Consider the following 15354-nt stretch of genomic DNA (forward strand, 5'->3'; position numbering starts at 1 on the left):
GAGCATGACGATTCTGGAGAGCATCCGGGGACCACGTGACCTGAAGGCGCTGTCCGAGGCGGAACTCGGTGAACTGTCCGACGAGATCCGGGAGTTCCTGGTGCACGCGGTCGCCAGGACCGGCGGTCACCTCGGGCCCAACCTGGGGGTGGTGGAACTGTCCATCGCGCTCCACCGGGTCTTCGAGTCGCCGGTCGACCGCATCGTCTGGGACACCGGCCACCAGAGCTATGTGCACAAGCTGCTGACGGGACGCCAGGACTTCTCGAAGCTGCGGGGCAAGGGCGGCCTGTCCGGCTACCCCTCCCGCGAGGAGTCCGAGCACGACATCGTGGAGAACAGCCACGCCTCCACGGCCCTCGGCTGGGCCGACGGGCTCGCCAAGGCCCGCCAGGTGCAGGGGGAGAAGGGGCACGTCGTCGCGGTCATCGGCGACGGGGCGCTGACCGGCGGCATGGCCTGGGAGGCGCTGAACAACATCGCGGCCGCCAAGGACCGCCCGCTGATCATCGTCGTCAACGACAACGAGCGCTCGTACGCCCCGACCATCGGCGGCCTCGCCAACCATCTGGCGACCCTGCGCACCACCGACGGCTACGAGAAGGTCCTGGCCTGGGGCAAGGACGTCCTGCTGCGCACACCGCTCGTCGGCCACACCCTCTACGAGTCCCTGCACGGCGCCAAGAAGGGCTTCAAGGACGCCTTCGCGCCCCAGGGCATGTTCGAGGACCTGGGCCTGAAGTACGTCGGCCCCATCGACGGGCACGACGTCGGCGCCGTCGAGTCCGCGCTGCGCCGCGCCAAGCGCTTCCACGGCCCGGTGCTGATCCACTGCCTCACGGAGAAGGGCCGCGGCTACGAACCCGCCCTCGCCCACGAGGAGGACCACTTCCACACCGTCGGCGTGATGGACCCGCTGACCTGCGAGCCGCTCGCACCGTCCAACGGGCCGTCCTGGACCTCCGTGTTCGGTGACGAGATCGTCCGGATCGGCGAGGAGCGCGAGGACGTCGTCGCGATCACGGCGGCCATGCTGCACCCCGTCGGCCTCGGCAAGTTCGCCGAGCGCTTCCCCGACCGGGTCTGGGACGTCGGGATCGCCGAGCAGCACGCGGCCGTCTCGGCGGCCGGCCTCGCGACGGGCGGGCTGCACCCGGTCGTCGCCGTCTACGCCACCTTCCTCAACCGCGCCTTCGACCAGCTGCTGATGGACGTCGCCCTGCACCGCTGCGGCGTGACGTTCGTCCTGGACCGGGCCGGGGTCACCGGCGTCGACGGCCCCTCCCACAACGGCATGTGGGACATGTCCGTCCTCCAGGTCGTCCCCGGGCTGAGGATCGCCGCGCCCCGGGACGCCGACCAGTTGCGGGCGCAGCTGCGGGAGGCCGTGGCCGTGGACGACGCCCCGACGCTGGTGCGGTTCCCGAAGGAGTCGGTCGGACCCACGATCCCGGCCGTCGACCGGGTGGGCGGGCTCGACGTCCTGCACCGCGGCGGACCGGAGCCGGACGTCCTCCTCGTCGCCGTCGGCGTGATGGCCCCCGTCTGCCTCCAGGCGGCCGACCTGCTGGCCTCGCGCGGTATCGGCTGCACCGTCGTCGACCCCCGATGGGTCAAGCCCGTCGACCCGGCGCTCGTGCCGCTGGCCGCACAGCACCGGCTGGTGGCCGTCGTCGAGGACAACAGCCGCTCCGCCGGGGTCGGAAGCGCCGTGGCGCTCGCGCTCGGCGACGCCGATGTCGACGTGCCCGTACGGCGGTTCGGCATCCCGGAGCAGTTCCTCGCGCACGCCAAGAGGGGCGAGGTGCTGGCCGACATCGGGCTCACACCCGTCGAGGTCGCCGGCCGGATCAGCGCCAGCCTGGCGCTGAAGGAAGCCGCGGGCGGTTCGTCCGACCCGTCCGACGGCGACGGGGCGTCCGGCGGCCGGGCGAGCGCCGGCCGTTCCGTCGCGTCAGTCAAGGAGAAGGCCGAATGACCACCGAGTTCGACCTCGGACGGCTGCTCGCCGAGCGCGGAGCCGAGCGCTACGAGCTGCACACGCGGTACCTCAACCACCAGCTCCCGCGCATGCTGCACACCATCGGCTTCGACAAGGTGTACGAGCGGGCGGAGGGCGCCTACTTCTGGGACGCCGACGGCGAGGACTACCTGGACATGCTCGCCGGGTTCGGGGTGATGGGCCTGGGCCGCCATCACCCCGTCGTCCGCAAGGCGCTGCACGACGTGCTGGACGCCCAGCTCGCCGACCTCACCCGCTTCGACTGCCAGCCGCTGCCCGGGCTGCTGGCGGAGAAGCTGCTCGCCCACAGCCCCCACCTGGACCGGGTGTTCTTCGGCAACAGTGGCACGGAGGCCGTGGAGACCGCGCTGAAGTTCGCGCGGTTCGTCACCGGCCGGCCGAGGGTGCTGTACTGCGACCACGCCTTCCACGGGCTGACCACCGGCTCCCTGTCCGTCAACGGCGAGTCCGGCTTCCGGGACGGCTTCGCGCCGCTGCTGCCCGACACGGCCGTCCCGCTCGGCGACCTCGACGCCCTGGCACGCGAACTGAGGAAGGGCGACGTCGCCGCGCTGATCGTCGAACCGATCCAGGGCAAGGGCGTGCACGAGGCCCCGCCCGGCTATCTGCGCGCCGCCCAGGAGCTGCTGCACCGGCACAAGGCACTGCTCATCGCCGACGAGGTGCAGACCGGCCTCGGCCGCACCGGCGACTTCTACGCCTACCAGCACGAGGAGGGCGTCGAGCCGGACCTGGTCTGCGTGGCCAAGGCCCTGTCCGGCGGCTATGTCCCGGTCGGCGCCACCCTCGGCAAGGACTGGATCTTCAAGAAGGTCTACTCGTCCATGGACCGGGTGCTCGTCCATTCGGCGAGCTTCGGCTCCAACGCGCAGGCCATGGCGGCCGGGCTCGCCGTGCTGTCCGTCATGGAGGACGAGCAGATCGTCGCGAGTGTACGGGCCACCGGCGAGCTGCTGAAGTCACGGCTGGCCGCCCTCACCGACAAGTACGAACTGCTCGCCGACGTACGCGGGCGCGGCCTGATGATCGGCATCGAGTTCGGCCGCCCCGACTCGCTGAAGCTGCGCAGCCGCTGGACGATGCTCCAGGCCGCCCGCAAGGGACTGTTCGCCCAGATGGTGGTCGTGCCGCTGCTGCGGCGGCACAGGATCCTCACCCAGGTCTCCGGCGACCATCTGGAGGTCATCAAGCTGATCCCGCCGCTGATCATCGGGGAACGGGAGGTGGACCGGTTCGTCGACGCCTTCACGGACGTCATGGACGACGCGCACAGCGGCGGAGGCCTGATGTGGGACTTCGGCAAGACGCTGATCAAGCAGGCGGTCGCCAACCGATGAGGGTCCACTCCGGCGCTTTGCCTCTGGGGCAACAAATTTGCCCCTGAGGTAAGGCTGCGGCTGAATGGGAGCATGAGCTCCTCCGAGAACCCGCCCCCTCACGGGGCGGCCGGACCGGCCGAGGCCGCCCTGCCGGCCGTCGCGCCACAGCTGCGGGCCCTGCGCCGCCAAGCGGCCCTCACCCTGGAGAGCGCGGCCCGCGCCGCCGGGCTGTCGCCCGCCCATCTCTCCCGGCTGGAGACCGGTCAGCGGCAGCCGTCGCTGCCGATGCTGCTGGCGCTCGCCCGTGTCTACGGTACGACGGTCGGCGAGCTGCTCGGCGAGAGGGTCCCCGACCGCGACGCCGTCGTGCGCGCCGCGGACATGGAACCCACCGCCGCCGGCGGCTGGACCTACTGGCAGGCCGGGGTCTCCGGCCGCGCCATGCAGGCCCTGCGGGTCCATGTGCCGTACGGGTCGCAGGGCGACATCGTGCGGGTGCATCCCGGCGAGGAGTGGCTCCACGTCCTCAAGGGGCGGCTGCGGCTGCGCCTCGGCGACACCACCCACCGGCTCGCCCCCGGGGACAGCGCGCACTTCGACTCGCTCACCCCGCACCGCATCGCCGCCGAGGACGACGGCGGGGTCGAGCTGCTGTTCGTCCACACCCTGTTGCAGAGCCCCACGGCCACCCTGTGCCTGGGCCCGACCCCTGGAGTGACGCCATGAGCGACATGGAGGAGAAGTTCCCGCGCGCCCTGTGGGTGCGGCTCATCATCTACATCGCGGTGGGGCACGTCTTCGCCGCCTTCGTCTACTTCCTCTTCGAGGCGGGCGGCGGGCAGTAGACGTACCCCGTGCCCCTCGGGCCGTACCCCGCGTCCCTCAGTCGATCAGGCGCTCCCGCAGGCGCTCCCGGGCCTCCGGCGTGAGCCGCAGGCCCTGCCCCAGGTAGGTGTCGACGTCGCCCCAGGTCGCGTCGATCGTGTCGAAGGCCGCCGTCAGGTACTCCGCCCGCGCGTCGAACAGCGGGCTCAGCAGCTCCATGACCTCGGGCGAGTAGGCCGAGGGGTTGCTGCCGCTGCGCCGTACCTTGTAGCGGCGGTGCTTCTCGTTGGACTTCAGGTAGTCGGTGACGATCGCCTCGCGCTCGACGCCGACGGCGAGCAGCGTCACCGCGATCGACAGGCCGGCGCGGTCCTTGCCGGCCGCGCAGTGCATCAGGGCCGGGACGCTGTCCTCCACCAGAGACTGCAGGATCCGGGAGTGCTCGGCGGTCCGGTCCGTGACCATCGAGCGGTAGGAGGCGATCATCCGGTCGGCGCCCTTGCCGTCGGCCAGGATCTCCCGCAGCTGGTCGAGGTCGCCGTCCCGGACCATCTTCCAGAACTCCGCGCCGTCCGCCGGGTCGGACAGCGGCAGGTTCACATTGCGGACGCCCGGCAGCTCGACGTCGGGGCCCTCCAGCTTCTGGTCCGCCGCGTTGCGGAAGTCGAAGATCGTGTGCAGGCCCAGCGAGTCGAGGAAGGCGGCGTCCTCGGGGGTGGCGTGGGCGAGGTGGCCGCTGCGGAACAGCACGCCGTGCCGCACCCGTCGTCCGTCGACGGTGGGCAGGCCGCCCACATCGCGGAAGTTGCGCACACCGGCCAGTTCGGGCTCGGTCGACGGGATCTGCTGCGTCACGGGGGCTCCTCCCGGTCGGCCCCGCCGGCGCGGCTCGGCGATGAGGCCGGCGAGGTGCGACTCCGACGATACGACATGGCTGCGTGCGCCATTCAGTTGTCCACAGGGGATGACTCGGTGGCAATGGGTCGAAACGGGCGAAAGTCGGCTGATGTCATCTTTGTCAACGTGCACTTCGTCCGGTTTTGCGGGCACCTCATGTCGTATTCGGATCGGAATCGACGGGAAGGTTCAATGGGTCGGATATCCATCGGAGTCACATCTGGGGTTTCTGTCCGAATTAATGCCTTCATTCCAACTCGCTCCGTAATAAGGAAAGCTGGAGCGGCGTCACGTGAGGAGCGTCATATCCGTGACGGTGCGTCGCCCGTCATGTCCACGTAATCATCGTGCTTTTCCCGGGACTTCGAGCAAAGAGGTCCCTTCGAAATGCACGCAGGGTGACCGTTGAATGCCGTAAGGGATCAAGGTGAACGCATTCGGGCGGAACCCCTCACTTGTTCCCTTGCGTCTCTCTCGCTTACGTTCGCCACCAATCCGGACGGACGCCTAATCCTGCCGCCGACCGGAATCCGCGCACACTCACCCGTACACGGCAGGAGCGGGGGACCCACAGGTACATCGCCTGTTCCGGTCTCCGGAACAGGCTTGGGGTCAAGTCGCGTCCCGACGCGACCGGGCATCTCCAGCCCGCACCCGACAGCTCACCTCGCAGGCGCCGGAGAGGAATTCGTCATGCCCGCGAAGGGTAAGCACCGCCGTCCCAAGTCCCTGCGCCTCACCCGGACGATCGCCGTCGCCGGAACCGGTGGCGCCGCTCTCGCGCTGCCGCTGATCGGGGCCACCGGCGCAAACGCCGCGACCGGCCAGTCCGTTCCGGAGAAGGCGGTCCAGTCCGTCCAGGTCGCCGCCAAGAAGGCCCCGGCGCAGAAGGCCTCCGCCCAGAAGACGCGCACCTACGAGGTGAAGCGCGGTGACTACCTCGCGAAGATCGCCGACCAGCAGGACGTCCGCGGCGGCTGGAAGAAGCTCTACGCCGACAACCGTGAGGCCGTCGGCGCCGACCCGTCGCTCATCCACCCGGGTCTGAAGCTGTCGATCGGCACCAAGGCCGAGGGCGCCGCCCCGAAGGCGTCCGCCCCGGCCCCGTCCGCGTCGAAGTCCTCGGCGAAGCCCGCCGCCAAGCCCGCCGCGCCGCAGAAGGCCGCCCCGGCCGCCCAGAGCGCCGACGAGGCGAGCACCGTCAACGGCTTCAGCGCCCCGGTCTCCGCCTCCGCCGTCGGCACCTCGTACAAGGTCGCGGGCAGCATGTGGTCCAGCGGCTACCACACCGGTGTGGACTTCTCCGCCCCCACCGGCACCCCCCTGAAGGCGGTCGGTGCCGGCACCGTCGTCTCCGCCGGCTGGGGCGGCGCGTACGGCAACCAGGTCGTCATCCGGCTCGCCGACGGCTACTACGCCCAGTACGCCCACCTGTCCTCGCTGTCCGTCTCCAGCGGCCAGACGGTGACCGCGGGCCAGCAGATCGGCCTCTCCGGCGCGACCGGCAACGTGACCGGTCCGCACCTGCACTTCGAGATCCGCACCGCGCCGGGCTACGGCTCGGATGTGGACCCGGTGGCCTACCTCCGCTCCAAGGGCGTCGCCATCGGCTGACCCCCGCACACGGCGCGCACCACCTCCCTGACACGCATGCGCACCACCTGCCTGACACGCACGCCGAAGGCCGGACCCCACCCCCGGGTCCGGCCTTCGGCCTGTCGTCGTGGGCCCGCGGGTGCACGCGCGGGCGTTTCGGCGGTCAACGCCCCTGTGCGGAGCCGTATTCCGGACTTGGTGAAGGCTTTGGCAGTGGCTTATCTCACCGCTCGTCAACCCCTTCCTACGGTCGCGTAGGTCACATCGGAAGGTGAATCATGTCCCGACGTGACAGACGATTCGAAGAGTGACAGCAGAGCAGTGATCGGGTCGTACGTCGCGGTGGGGGACAGCTTCACCGAGGGCGTCGGCGACCCCGGCCCCGACGGGTCGTTCGTCGGCTGGGCCGACCGGTTCGCGGTCCTTCTGGCCGACCGGCGTCCCGAGGGCGACTTCGGGTACGCGAACCTCGCCGTGCGCGGGCGACTGCTGGACCAGATCGTGGCGGAACAGGTCCCCAAGGCCGTCGAACTCGCCCCGGACCTGGTGTCGTTCTGCGCGGGCGGCAACGACATCCTGCGGCCCGGCACCGACCCCGACGAGGTCGCCGAACGGTTCGAGCGGGCCGTCGTCCGGCTCACCTCGGCCGCCGGCACCGTGATGGTGACGACGGGCTTCGACACCCGTGGCGTACCCGTGCTGAAGCACCTGCGCGGCAAGATCGCCACCTACAACGGGCACGTCCGCGCCATCGCCGACCGCTACGGCTGCCCGGTGCTCGACCTGTGGTCCCTGCGGACCGTCCAGGACCGCCGGGCCTGGGACAGCGACCGGCTCCACCTCTCTCCCGAGGGGCACACGCGCGTGGCGCTGCGCGCGGGCCAGGTCCTGGGCCTCGAGATCCCGGCCGACCCGGACCAGCCCTGGCCGCCGCTGCCACCCCGGGGGACGCTGGAGATCCGCCGCGACGACGTCCAGTGGGCGCGCGAGTACCTGGTGCCGTGGATCGGACGGCGGCTGCGCGGCCAGTCCTCGGGGGACCATGTGACGGCCAAGGGCACGCTCTCGCCGTACGACATCAAGATGCGGATCGAGTCGGTGGCCTGACCCGGGGGGACGGACGGGGGGGCGCGGCGCCGCCCGGGGGCCCCGCCGGTCCCGGGCGGCGGCCGCTCAGCGCGGCGAGGCCGTCAACGCGGCCCGGTCCAGGCCCAGTTCCCGGGCCAGCGCCTCGTCCACCCACTCCTGCGCCCGCGCGCGGGACAGCGACCCGGGATACGACGTCAGCTGGACGGCGAGCCCGTCCAGGAGGGCGGTCAGGCGCAGCGCGGCGGCCGCCGGGTCCGGGCACGCGAACTCGCCCGCCTCCGCGCCCTCGGCGAGGACCCCGGCGAGGGCGCTCTTCCACTGCCGGTCGAGCTCACGGGTGACCTCCCGCAGGGCGGGTTCGCGCAACGCGGCCGCCCACCCCTCGATCCACAGCCGCCAGCCCTTGGCCTGACCGGTCGGCGCGTACCACCGCACGGCCGCCCGAAGCCGCCGTACCGCCGTCGTACGGCGGCCCAGGATGCCGCGCAGCCGCGCCAGGTCGCCCTCGGCCGCGTGGGCGAACGCGGCGGCGACCAGCTTCTCCTTGGTGTCGAAGTGATAGAGCACCAGGGCGTTGCTCACCCCGAGCGCCGAGGCCACGTCGGCGATCCTGACCGCCGCCACGCCCCGCGCCTCTATCTGCTCCACGGCGGCCCGCAGCAGGTCCGCCCGCCGCTCCGCCACACTCAACCGCACTCTCGCCCTCGCCACGCCGTCACCCTAACGGCCCGCGCCGACCCGGCCCGTGGGCCCCGGTTGCCCGGAGATCAGCGGTGCCGGCCGAACCGTTCGGCGATCACCGGGAGCCGGTCGGCGGCCAGGGCGTGCGCGGCGGCCCGCGGTGTCGTCCCGTCGGCCTCCGCGCGGGCCAGCGTCAGGTCGGTCAGCGCCCGCATGGCGCGCCGCGTGTACGCGAACGCCTCGTCCGCGTCCGGGCCGATGTCCCCGAACAGCGTCCACCACCACCAGGCGTTCGTGGCGGAGTTGACGACGACGTCCGGCAGCACGGTGACGCCGCGCGCGGCCAGCAGCGCCTCCGCCTCCGGACGGACGGGCATGTTCGCTGCCTCCGCGATCCAGCGGGCGGTGATCCGCCCCTGGTTGGCGGCGTCCACCGCGTACGACACGGCCGCCGGCACCAGCACCTCCGCCTCCGTCGCCAGCCAGGCGTCCCCCGGCAGCTCGCGGTCCCCGGGGCGCAGCGCCGCGCGGTCCACCGTCCCGTAGGCGTCCCGCGCCGCCAGCAGCGCCTCGACGTCGAGACCCGCGGGGTTGGCGACGGTCCCCTTGATGTCGGCGACGGCCACCACGGTGAGCCCCGCGCGCGCGAGGAACCGCGCCGTGGCCCCGCCCATCGTGCCCAGGCCCTGCAGCGCGACACGGGTCCGCCAGCGCGGCGCCCCGGCCCGGTCCAGCGCGGCGAGCACCGACTCGGCCACGCCGCAGCCGCCCACCAGCTCGTCGAGCCCGATACCGTCGACGTCCACCGCGAACGCCTCCGCCAGCCGGCGGCGGGCCACGGCCTCGTCGTCCAGGAGCGGATAGACCGCCTGCACGGACGAGACGAGCCCGACCTCGCGGGCGGCCCGGTCCACCACGTCCTGGCTGAGCCCCAGGTCCTCGCCCGTGGTCCACATGGTCTCGATGTACGGCCGCATCGCCCGCAGATAGCGCACCAGGACCCCGTACGCCTCCGGGTCCCGCGGATCGCAGTCGATACCGCCCTTGGCGCCGCCCAGCGGGACGTAGCGGGCGTCCGGGTCGTAGTGCAGGGCCTCCTTGAGCGTCATGCCCGCGGCCAGCCCCGCGATCTCCTCCAGCGTGCAGCCCGGCCGCATCCGCAGTCCGCCGGAGGAGACGCCGCGCACCAGCCGGTCCACGACCAGGAAGCCCTGGCGGCCCGTGACGTCGTCGGTCCAGGTGAGCGAGAGGAAGGGCGAGGGCATGCGAACTCCGGGGTCGGCGGGTGCTGGGGCGGTCGTCCGCGAGGTGGCGGAGGCGCCCGGGCCGGGAGAGCCGCATCGCTCCTGAACGACGGGTCAGTATCACGAGGAAGGCAAGGACATGTCAACGCAAACGGCACGCGCACTCACCGGGACACGGGAACGAACACCGCGGACCCGGCGTTCGCAACGACAGGGGCTGTCGGCCCGCACCGCGGGGGACTGTCGGTGGGGCCGCCCATAATGGAAGCCTCACCGACTCCATCTGGAGGTACCGTGGCCGGTTCCCGCTTCTCGAGCTCCGGGCTGAACGTCCTGCGGCCCACGGCGTTCGGCGTGGACCCCAGCGGTGAGCGCATGGAGCGCATCCGCAGATCGCCGCACTTCGGCGACGGAGTGTTCCAGAACCCCGGGGGAACCGCGCGGACCAGACCGTCCGGCTCGATGCTGGAGTTCGCCAAGGTCTTCTTCGACAAGGACACCCGGCCGCTCCGAGTCCCCAAGGGCACCGTGCCGGTCCACCCCACCACCTACGCCGACCTGGCGAAACCGCCGGCCACCGGACTGCGCCTGACCTGGATGGGGCACTCCAGCGTGCTCGCCGAGATCGACGGCCGCCGGGTGCTCTTCGACCCCGTCTGGGGCGAGCGCTGCTCACCGTTCCCGTTCGCCGGGCCCAAGCGGCTGCATCCCGCGCCGCTGCCGCTCGCCGCGCTCGGCCCGGTCGACGTCGTCGTCATCTCGCACGACCACTACGACCACCTCGACCTCCCCACGATCAAGGCGCTGGCCGGCACCGACACCCTGTTCGCCGTCCCGCTCGGCGTCGGCGCCCATCTCGAACACTGGGGCGTCCCCGCCGAGCGGCTGCGCGAACTGGACTGGCACGAGACGACGAAGATCGGCGGCCTCACCCTCACCGCCACCCCGGCCCGCCACTTCTGCGGCCGCGGTCTGCGCAACACACAGCACACGCTCTGGGCCTCCTGGGTGGTCGCCTCGCAGGAGCACCGGATCTACCACAGCGGCGACACCGGCTACTTCGACGGCTTCAAGGACATCGGCGCCGCGCACGGGCCGTTCGACGCCACGATGATCCAGGTCGGCGCCTACTCCGACTTCTGGCCGGACATCCATATGACGCCCGCCCAGGGCGTCCAGACCCATCTGGATCTGCAGAAGGGCGTCCCGGGCGGGGTGCTGCTGCCCATCCACTGGGGAACGTTCAATCTCGCGCCGCACGCGTGGGCGGAGCCGGGGGAGTGGATGAAGGACGCCGGTGACGACGTCGGCCAGACGGTGGCGTTCCCGCGGCCCGGTCAGCCGTTCGAGCCGGCGGGGGATGTGCCGGTCGAGGCGTGGTGGCGGACGGTCTCGGGCCGGGTCCCGCGCACCTGGCAGGCTCCGCGGAGCACCGAGCGCGGGTCCACGACCGCGAAGGGCGACCTCGACCTCGCCGGCGAGCGCTGACGACGGTCTGACCCGACCCGGGTGGGGGTGGGCGGGCGGTCGTCACGGCGTGGGGCTGCCTGCCCTGGGGAGCGCGAGGATCGCGACGGCGGTGCTGACCGCCGCCACGACCGGGCCCAGGCGGGCGTCGATCGCCATGGCACCGGACGCCGTCATGGCGCCCAGGACCAGCGTCACCACCACGGCCACGCGGACGCCCGCATGCCGACGGCTGCCGTCGGCCGCGTCCTGGGCCAGGCTGGTCAGGGTGCCGGTGACGTAGGTCGTGGTCACTCCGGTGCCGTGCACCGACCGTTTGGCGGCGGCGGTCTGGGCGCCCAACGCCGCCGCGGCCGTCGCGAGCATCAGCAGCCGGAGTGTGGTGCCCGGTGTCGAGTGCACCGATCTGAGGACCACCACCACGAGGTGGAGCGCCACCACGGCCAGCAGCACGGTCCTGATCCGGCGCCAGCTTGTGCCGGGGCGCTTCGGTGTCGCCCTGGAGGACAGGTACACGCCGATCAGGAAGGCGCCCAGCGCGGTTCCCGCTCCCGCGATCAGGGCGCCGTATCCCGGTCGGCCCGTCAGGCCCGACAGGATGACGCTGCCGGTCATGTTGGCGGTGAACACGCCCCCGAGCTCGATGAACGCGAACGCGTCGGCGGCTCCCGTGGCGAAGGACAGCATCACGACCATGACGGACAGACGGGTGGTCGGAGCGGCGGTCGGCGTCGCGGGCGGGGTCGACCGCACGGGTCAGGCTGCTCTCGTCGGAGAAGCCGTCGGCCGGCCGGAGAAGCTCATCGATCACCCTTCCAAGACGCTTCTCTCCAAGTTGGCATGAGGCGGCGAGCAGCGCACCGCTGAGGATTGCGCCGGGCGCGTGAACGTGTTCGGGAGCGCTCGGATCACCGCGTGCGCCGCTACGGTCGGTAACGCTCTGGGGGGCGCGCGGTCGGTGCGCCGGGTGCCTCGATGCGTCCGGGGAGGTCGTCGCGGATGCGGAGGTCGTGACGTTGGCTGGGAGAGTCGTGGACGCGGGCTGCCGTGCGCCTTCGCCAGTGACGACCGCTTCCGACCAGGTCTGATCGATCAGGGGTGCAATCAGGGCGAGTTTCGTGACCGGTTATCGGTCTGTCGTACGAGCCCTCATACCAGAGCGGGACGCCGTCTGCGGGAGTTTGTCAACTGCCCACCGCACATGATGCGGAGGCGACTACTGTGAGTGTCCGTCGGGCGACACGCAGCCGAGTTCCCTCGGTTCCGTCGGCCGGCACCGAGAAGGCGCATGCCCCGGGCCGCGCAGACCGCGTGCACCCCCACGCCCCCGACCGACGGACCAGTACGAGGACCCCGATGTCTCAACTCCGCGCCCCGGCCACACGCGCTGACCGCCGTGAGGGCGGGAGGCACGGGCGCCCCGCCGCCCGTACCGCACCCGCGCTGCCCGAGACCCAGATACGGCCCCAACTGCTGCGCCTGGCCGTCCTGCCACCCGTGGCGGTGTCGCTGAGCGCCAGTGCCGCCGTGCTGTTCGTCGTGCGTTCCACCGGAGCCCAGCCGTCGCCGGTCCTGTGGACCGTCCTGGCCGGCGCGCTGTCGGTGACCCTCGCGGGCATCGTCATCGCGGCCGTCGCCGCCGACCGCGCCGCCCGGACCGTGAGCCGGCGCATCGGCGCCCTGCGCCGCGCCAGCGCCCGGGGCGAGGCCGAACTGCGCGCCCTGGTCGAGGCGTTGCGGCGCGGCGACGGGCCTCCGCAGCGCAAGCCGCGCGGCGGACCGCCCGACGACGCCGACGACTTCGACCTCCTCGCCGCCGACCTGGCCCGCGCACACGACGGGGCGATCCAGGCCGTCGTCCAGGCCTCCCAGCTGTCGAGCCAGGCGGGCAGCGAACAGAAGCTCGAGGTCTTCGTCAATCTCGCCCGGCGCCTGCAGTCCCTCGTGCACCGGGAGATCTCCATCCTCGACGAGCTGGAGAACGAGATGGAGGACCCCGACCTGCTCAAGGGGCTCTTCCACGTCGACCACCTCGCCACCCGCATCCGGCGGCACGCCGAGAACCTCGCGGTGCTCGGCGGCGCCGTCTCCCGGCGCCAGTGGAGCAACCCCGTCCCGATGACCGAGGTGCTGCGCTCGGCCATCGCCGAGGTCGAGCAGTACTCCCGGGTCAAGCTGGTGCCGCCCATCGACGGCACCCTGCGCGGCCACGCCGTCGCCGACGTCATCCACCTGCTGGCCGAACTGGTCGAGAACGCCACGGTGTTCTCCGCCCCGCACACCCAAGTGCTGCTGCGGGCCAACCTGGTGACGTCCGGACTGGCCGTCGAGGTCGAGGACCGCGGGCTCGGCATGCCCGTCGGCGAACAGGCCCGGATGAACGCCCTGCTCGCCGACCCCGACCAGGTCAACGTCGCCAGCCTGCTGTCGGACGGGCGCATCGGCCTGTTCGTCGTGTCGCAGCTCGCCAAGCGGCACGGCATCCATGTGCGGCTGCAGACCAACATCTACGGCGGTGTCCAAGCCGTCCTCGTGGTGCCGCAGGGACTGCTGGGCACGGAGCCCGGCGCCCCCCTGGGCGGGCCCCGGGGCCAGGAGCCCCAGCTCCGGACACGGGAGGCGCAGGGGCAGCCGACCCCGCCCGCGGGGATCGCCACCCCGGCACCCGTACCGCAGCGGGCCGGACGGCAGGCGCAGGCGGCGCAGCGGCCACCGCAGCACCGGCGGCCCGCTCCGGACACGGCCGCGGGCGGGGCGCGGACCACGGTCCCCGCGCCGGCCAAGGGCGACGGTCCGCCGCTGCCCGTGCGGGGCTCCCACAGGGACCGGGCCAACCCGGCGGAGGCGGTGCCCGGCATCAGCGCCGAGGACCGTAGGCAGCTCGCCGAGAACAGCGTCTCCCCGCTCACTCCGCGCGGCGGTGCCGTGCGCGGCACCATGGGCAAGCCCCAACTGCCCCGGCGCCGTGCCCAGGAGCACATCGCGCCGCAGCTGCGGGACGGTCCCGTGGCCCGTCAGGAGTCCGACCAGGTCGCCGGCCACGACCCGGGGCTGATGGCGGCGTTCCAGCGCGGTATCGGACTCGCGGAGACGCAGCAGCACATGGAGTCCACGCACACGTCCGGCAGCCACATGTCCGGCAGCCACATGTCGGCGGGTCACACGGCGGCGGGCCATATGGACGCGAGCTCTATGGGCTCCGGCCACCACCTGGTCGCCGACGCCCTGGGCGCGGACCCCACGGATCCGTCGCCCTCCGTACGCCCGGCCCCGGCACCGCTGGATGCGCACCACACAGGTGCACGCCACACAGAGGTGCGCCACATGACCAGCCTGCCGTCCCTGGATGCGCCGCCCATGGGTGCGTCACCCATGGGGGAGGCACCCATGGGTCCGACGCCTATGGGGTCATCACCCACGGACGCGTCCTCCACAGAGACGTCCCCCGGGGACGCGTCCGCCATGGGCGGCGCCTCCTCCCTGAGCGTCCCGTCCCTGAGCGTCCCGTCCCTGGACGTTCCGACCATGGGCGTCCCACCCATGGGTGCCTCGCCCCTCGGCCCGTCCTCCGGGGACACAGGCACGTCACCCACCGGCCCGGCCCCGACGGCCGAGGCCGGCCCCGGACAGGCGTCCGGTACCGACCAGCCCACTTGGCCCGACGGGAGCGCACCGGCCGGATGACCACGTCCCTGACCCACCCGGCGTCCGCCCGGATCCCCACCCCCGCACCCAGCGCTCCCGCAGACCTTCGTACCTCAAGGAGTCGATCCATCATGGCGAGCGAAGCGCCGACCGCCCATGTCTCCGACCTCGACTGGCTGATGAGCGGCCTCGTGCAGCGCGTGCCGCACACCACCAGCGCGGTGCTGCTGTCCTGCGACGGGCTCGTGAAATCGGTGCACGGGCTCGACCCGGACAGCGCCGACCACATGGCGGCCCTGGCCTCGGGCCTGTACTCCCTCGGCCGCAGCGCCGGCATCCGCTTCGGGGACGGCGGTGACGTGCGCCAGGTCGTCGTCGAGCTCGACTCCGCGCTGCTGTTCGTCACCACGGCCGGCTCCGGCACCTGTCTCGCCGTCCTGGCAGGCCGGGAGGCCGACGCGGCGGTGCTGGGTTACGAGATGGCGATGCTCGTCAAGAGCGTCCGCCCGTACCTGGTCACCGCACCCCGGCAGCACGCCGTCGACCCCTCGGCGCTGAGGCCTTGAAC

Annotated in this window: 13 protein-coding genes and 1 riboswitch; of the genes, 9 read left to right on the forward strand and 4 right to left on the reverse strand. The window is 72.3% G+C overall.

The features are described from left to right. The first annotated feature begins 4 nt into the window (after positions 1-4). The 4 genes from dxs to DC008_RS29700 all read left to right on the forward strand — a co-directional run bounded on the left by dxs (position 5) and on the right by DC008_RS29700 (position 4187). Entirely contained in the window at positions 5-1978 is a 1974-nt protein-coding gene (gene dxs / locus DC008_RS29685) for a 1-deoxy-D-xylulose-5-phosphate synthase (RefSeq protein ID WP_108709600.1), read from the forward strand. Continuing rightward, complete coding sequence (locus DC008_RS29690; protein WP_108709601.1) at positions 1975-3360, forward strand: aspartate aminotransferase family protein; 1386 nt, start codon at positions 1975-1977, stop codon at positions 3358-3360. Before dxs ends, DC008_RS29690 begins: the two co-directional genes overlap by 4 nt. Before the next feature lie 72 nt (positions 3361-3432). After that, positions 3433-4068 (forward strand): helix-turn-helix domain-containing protein, encoded by a 636-nt coding sequence (locus DC008_RS29695; protein ID WP_108709602.1) that lies wholly within the window; start codon positions 3433-3435, stop codon positions 4066-4068. Continuing rightward, a complete protein-coding gene (locus DC008_RS29700) occupies positions 4065-4187 on the forward strand; it encodes a DUF6126 family protein (protein ID WP_108709603.1) in 123 nt (40 codons plus the stop codon). Before DC008_RS29695 ends, DC008_RS29700 begins: the two co-directional genes overlap by 4 nt. 37 nt (positions 4188-4224) lie before the next feature. On the opposite strand, the gene DC008_RS29705 is transcribed toward DC008_RS29700, so the two are convergent. Further along, positions 4225-5022 carry a tyrosine-protein phosphatase gene (locus DC008_RS29705; RefSeq protein ID WP_108709604.1) on the reverse strand — a complete coding sequence of 266 codons (798 nt, stop codon included), beginning with the start codon at positions 5020-5022 and terminating at the stop codon, positions 4225-4227. Between the two features lie 569 nt (positions 5023-5591). After that, positions 5592-5753, forward strand: a riboswitch (cyclic di-AMP (ydaO/yuaA leader). A 4-nt stretch (positions 5754-5757) separates the two neighbouring features. On the opposite strand from DC008_RS29705, the gene DC008_RS29710 reads away from it, so the two are divergent. After that, positions 5758-6678, forward strand: a complete 921-nt coding sequence (locus DC008_RS29710; RefSeq protein WP_108709605.1) for a LysM peptidoglycan-binding domain-containing M23 family metallopeptidase — start codon at positions 5758-5760, stop codon at positions 6676-6678. Between the two features lie 303 nt (positions 6679-6981). Continuing rightward, a complete protein-coding gene (locus tag DC008_RS29715; protein WP_108709606.1) occupies positions 6982-7767 on the forward strand; it encodes an SGNH/GDSL hydrolase family protein in 786 nt (261 codons plus the stop codon). A 66-nt stretch (positions 7768-7833) separates the two neighbouring features. Here the strand turns inward: DC008_RS29715 and DC008_RS29720 are convergent, their stop codons facing one another. Then, positions 7834-8445 (reverse strand): TetR/AcrR family transcriptional regulator, encoded by a 612-nt coding sequence (locus DC008_RS29720; protein WP_108709607.1) that lies wholly within the window; start codon positions 8443-8445, stop codon positions 7834-7836. 71 nt (positions 8446-8516) lie between these two features. After that, entirely contained in the window at positions 8517-9695 is a 1179-nt protein-coding gene (locus DC008_RS29725) for a Glu/Leu/Phe/Val dehydrogenase dimerization domain-containing protein (RefSeq protein WP_108709608.1), read from the reverse strand. Positions 9696-9968: 273 nt separating this feature from the next. On the opposite strand from DC008_RS29725, the gene DC008_RS29730 reads away from it, so the two are divergent. After that, on the forward strand, positions 9969-11162 hold the full coding sequence (locus tag DC008_RS29730; protein WP_108709609.1) for an MBL fold metallo-hydrolase: 1194 nt from the start codon (positions 9969-9971) through the stop codon (positions 11160-11162). Positions 11163-11204: 42 nt separating this feature from the next. On the opposite strand, the gene DC008_RS29735 is transcribed toward DC008_RS29730, so the two are convergent. Next, positions 11205-11894, reverse strand: a complete 690-nt coding sequence (locus DC008_RS29735; protein ID WP_244221439.1) for a YoaK family protein — start codon at positions 11892-11894, stop codon at positions 11205-11207. Between the two features lie 603 nt (positions 11895-12497). Between DC008_RS29735 and DC008_RS29740 the strand changes: the two genes are divergently transcribed. Then, the gene (locus DC008_RS29740) at positions 12498-14825 is read left to right on the forward strand and encodes an ATP-binding protein (protein ID WP_108709610.1); all 2328 of its coding nucleotides are present in this window, start codon (positions 12498-12500) and stop codon (positions 14823-14825) included. 92 nt (positions 14826-14917) lie between these two features. After that, entirely contained in the window at positions 14918-15352 is a 435-nt protein-coding gene (locus DC008_RS29745; protein ID WP_055619133.1) for a roadblock/LC7 domain-containing protein, read from the forward strand. The last annotated feature ends 2 nt before the right edge of the window (positions 15353-15354 follow it).

It is taken from the genome of Streptomyces nigra, from assembly GCF_003074055.1.
GTDB classification, from domain to species: domain Bacteria; phylum Actinomycetota; class Actinomycetes; order Streptomycetales; family Streptomycetaceae; genus Streptomyces; species Streptomyces nigra.

Excerpts from the sequence above, each read along its gene's own strand:
- DC008_RS29710 (WP_108709605.1), top strand. The coding sequence starts at position 5,758 with ATGCCCGCGAAGGGTAAGCACCGCCGTCCCAAGTCCCTGCGCCTCACC.
- DC008_RS29740 (WP_108709610.1), top strand. The coding sequence starts at position 12,498 with ATGTCTCAACTCCGCGCCCCGGCCACACGCGCTGACCGCCGTGAGGGC.
- dxs (WP_108709600.1), top strand. The coding sequence starts at position 5 with ATGACGATTCTGGAGAGCATCCGGGGACCACGTGACCTGAAGGCGCTG.
- DC008_RS29695 (WP_108709602.1), top strand. The coding sequence starts at position 3,433 with ATGAGCTCCTCCGAGAACCCGCCCCCTCACGGGGCGGCCGGACCGGCC.
- DC008_RS29745 (WP_055619133.1), top strand. The coding sequence starts at position 14,918 with ATGGCGAGCGAAGCGCCGACCGCCCATGTCTCCGACCTCGACTGGCTG.
- DC008_RS29725 (WP_108709608.1), bottom strand. The coding sequence starts at position 9,695 with ATGCCCTCGCCCTTCCTCTCGCTCACCTGGACCGACGACGTCACGGGC.
- DC008_RS29700 (WP_108709603.1), top strand. The coding sequence starts at position 4,065 with ATGAGCGACATGGAGGAGAAGTTCCCGCGCGCCCTGTGGGTGCGGCTC.
- DC008_RS29690 (WP_108709601.1), top strand. The coding sequence starts at position 1,975 with ATGACCACCGAGTTCGACCTCGGACGGCTGCTCGCCGAGCGCGGAGCC.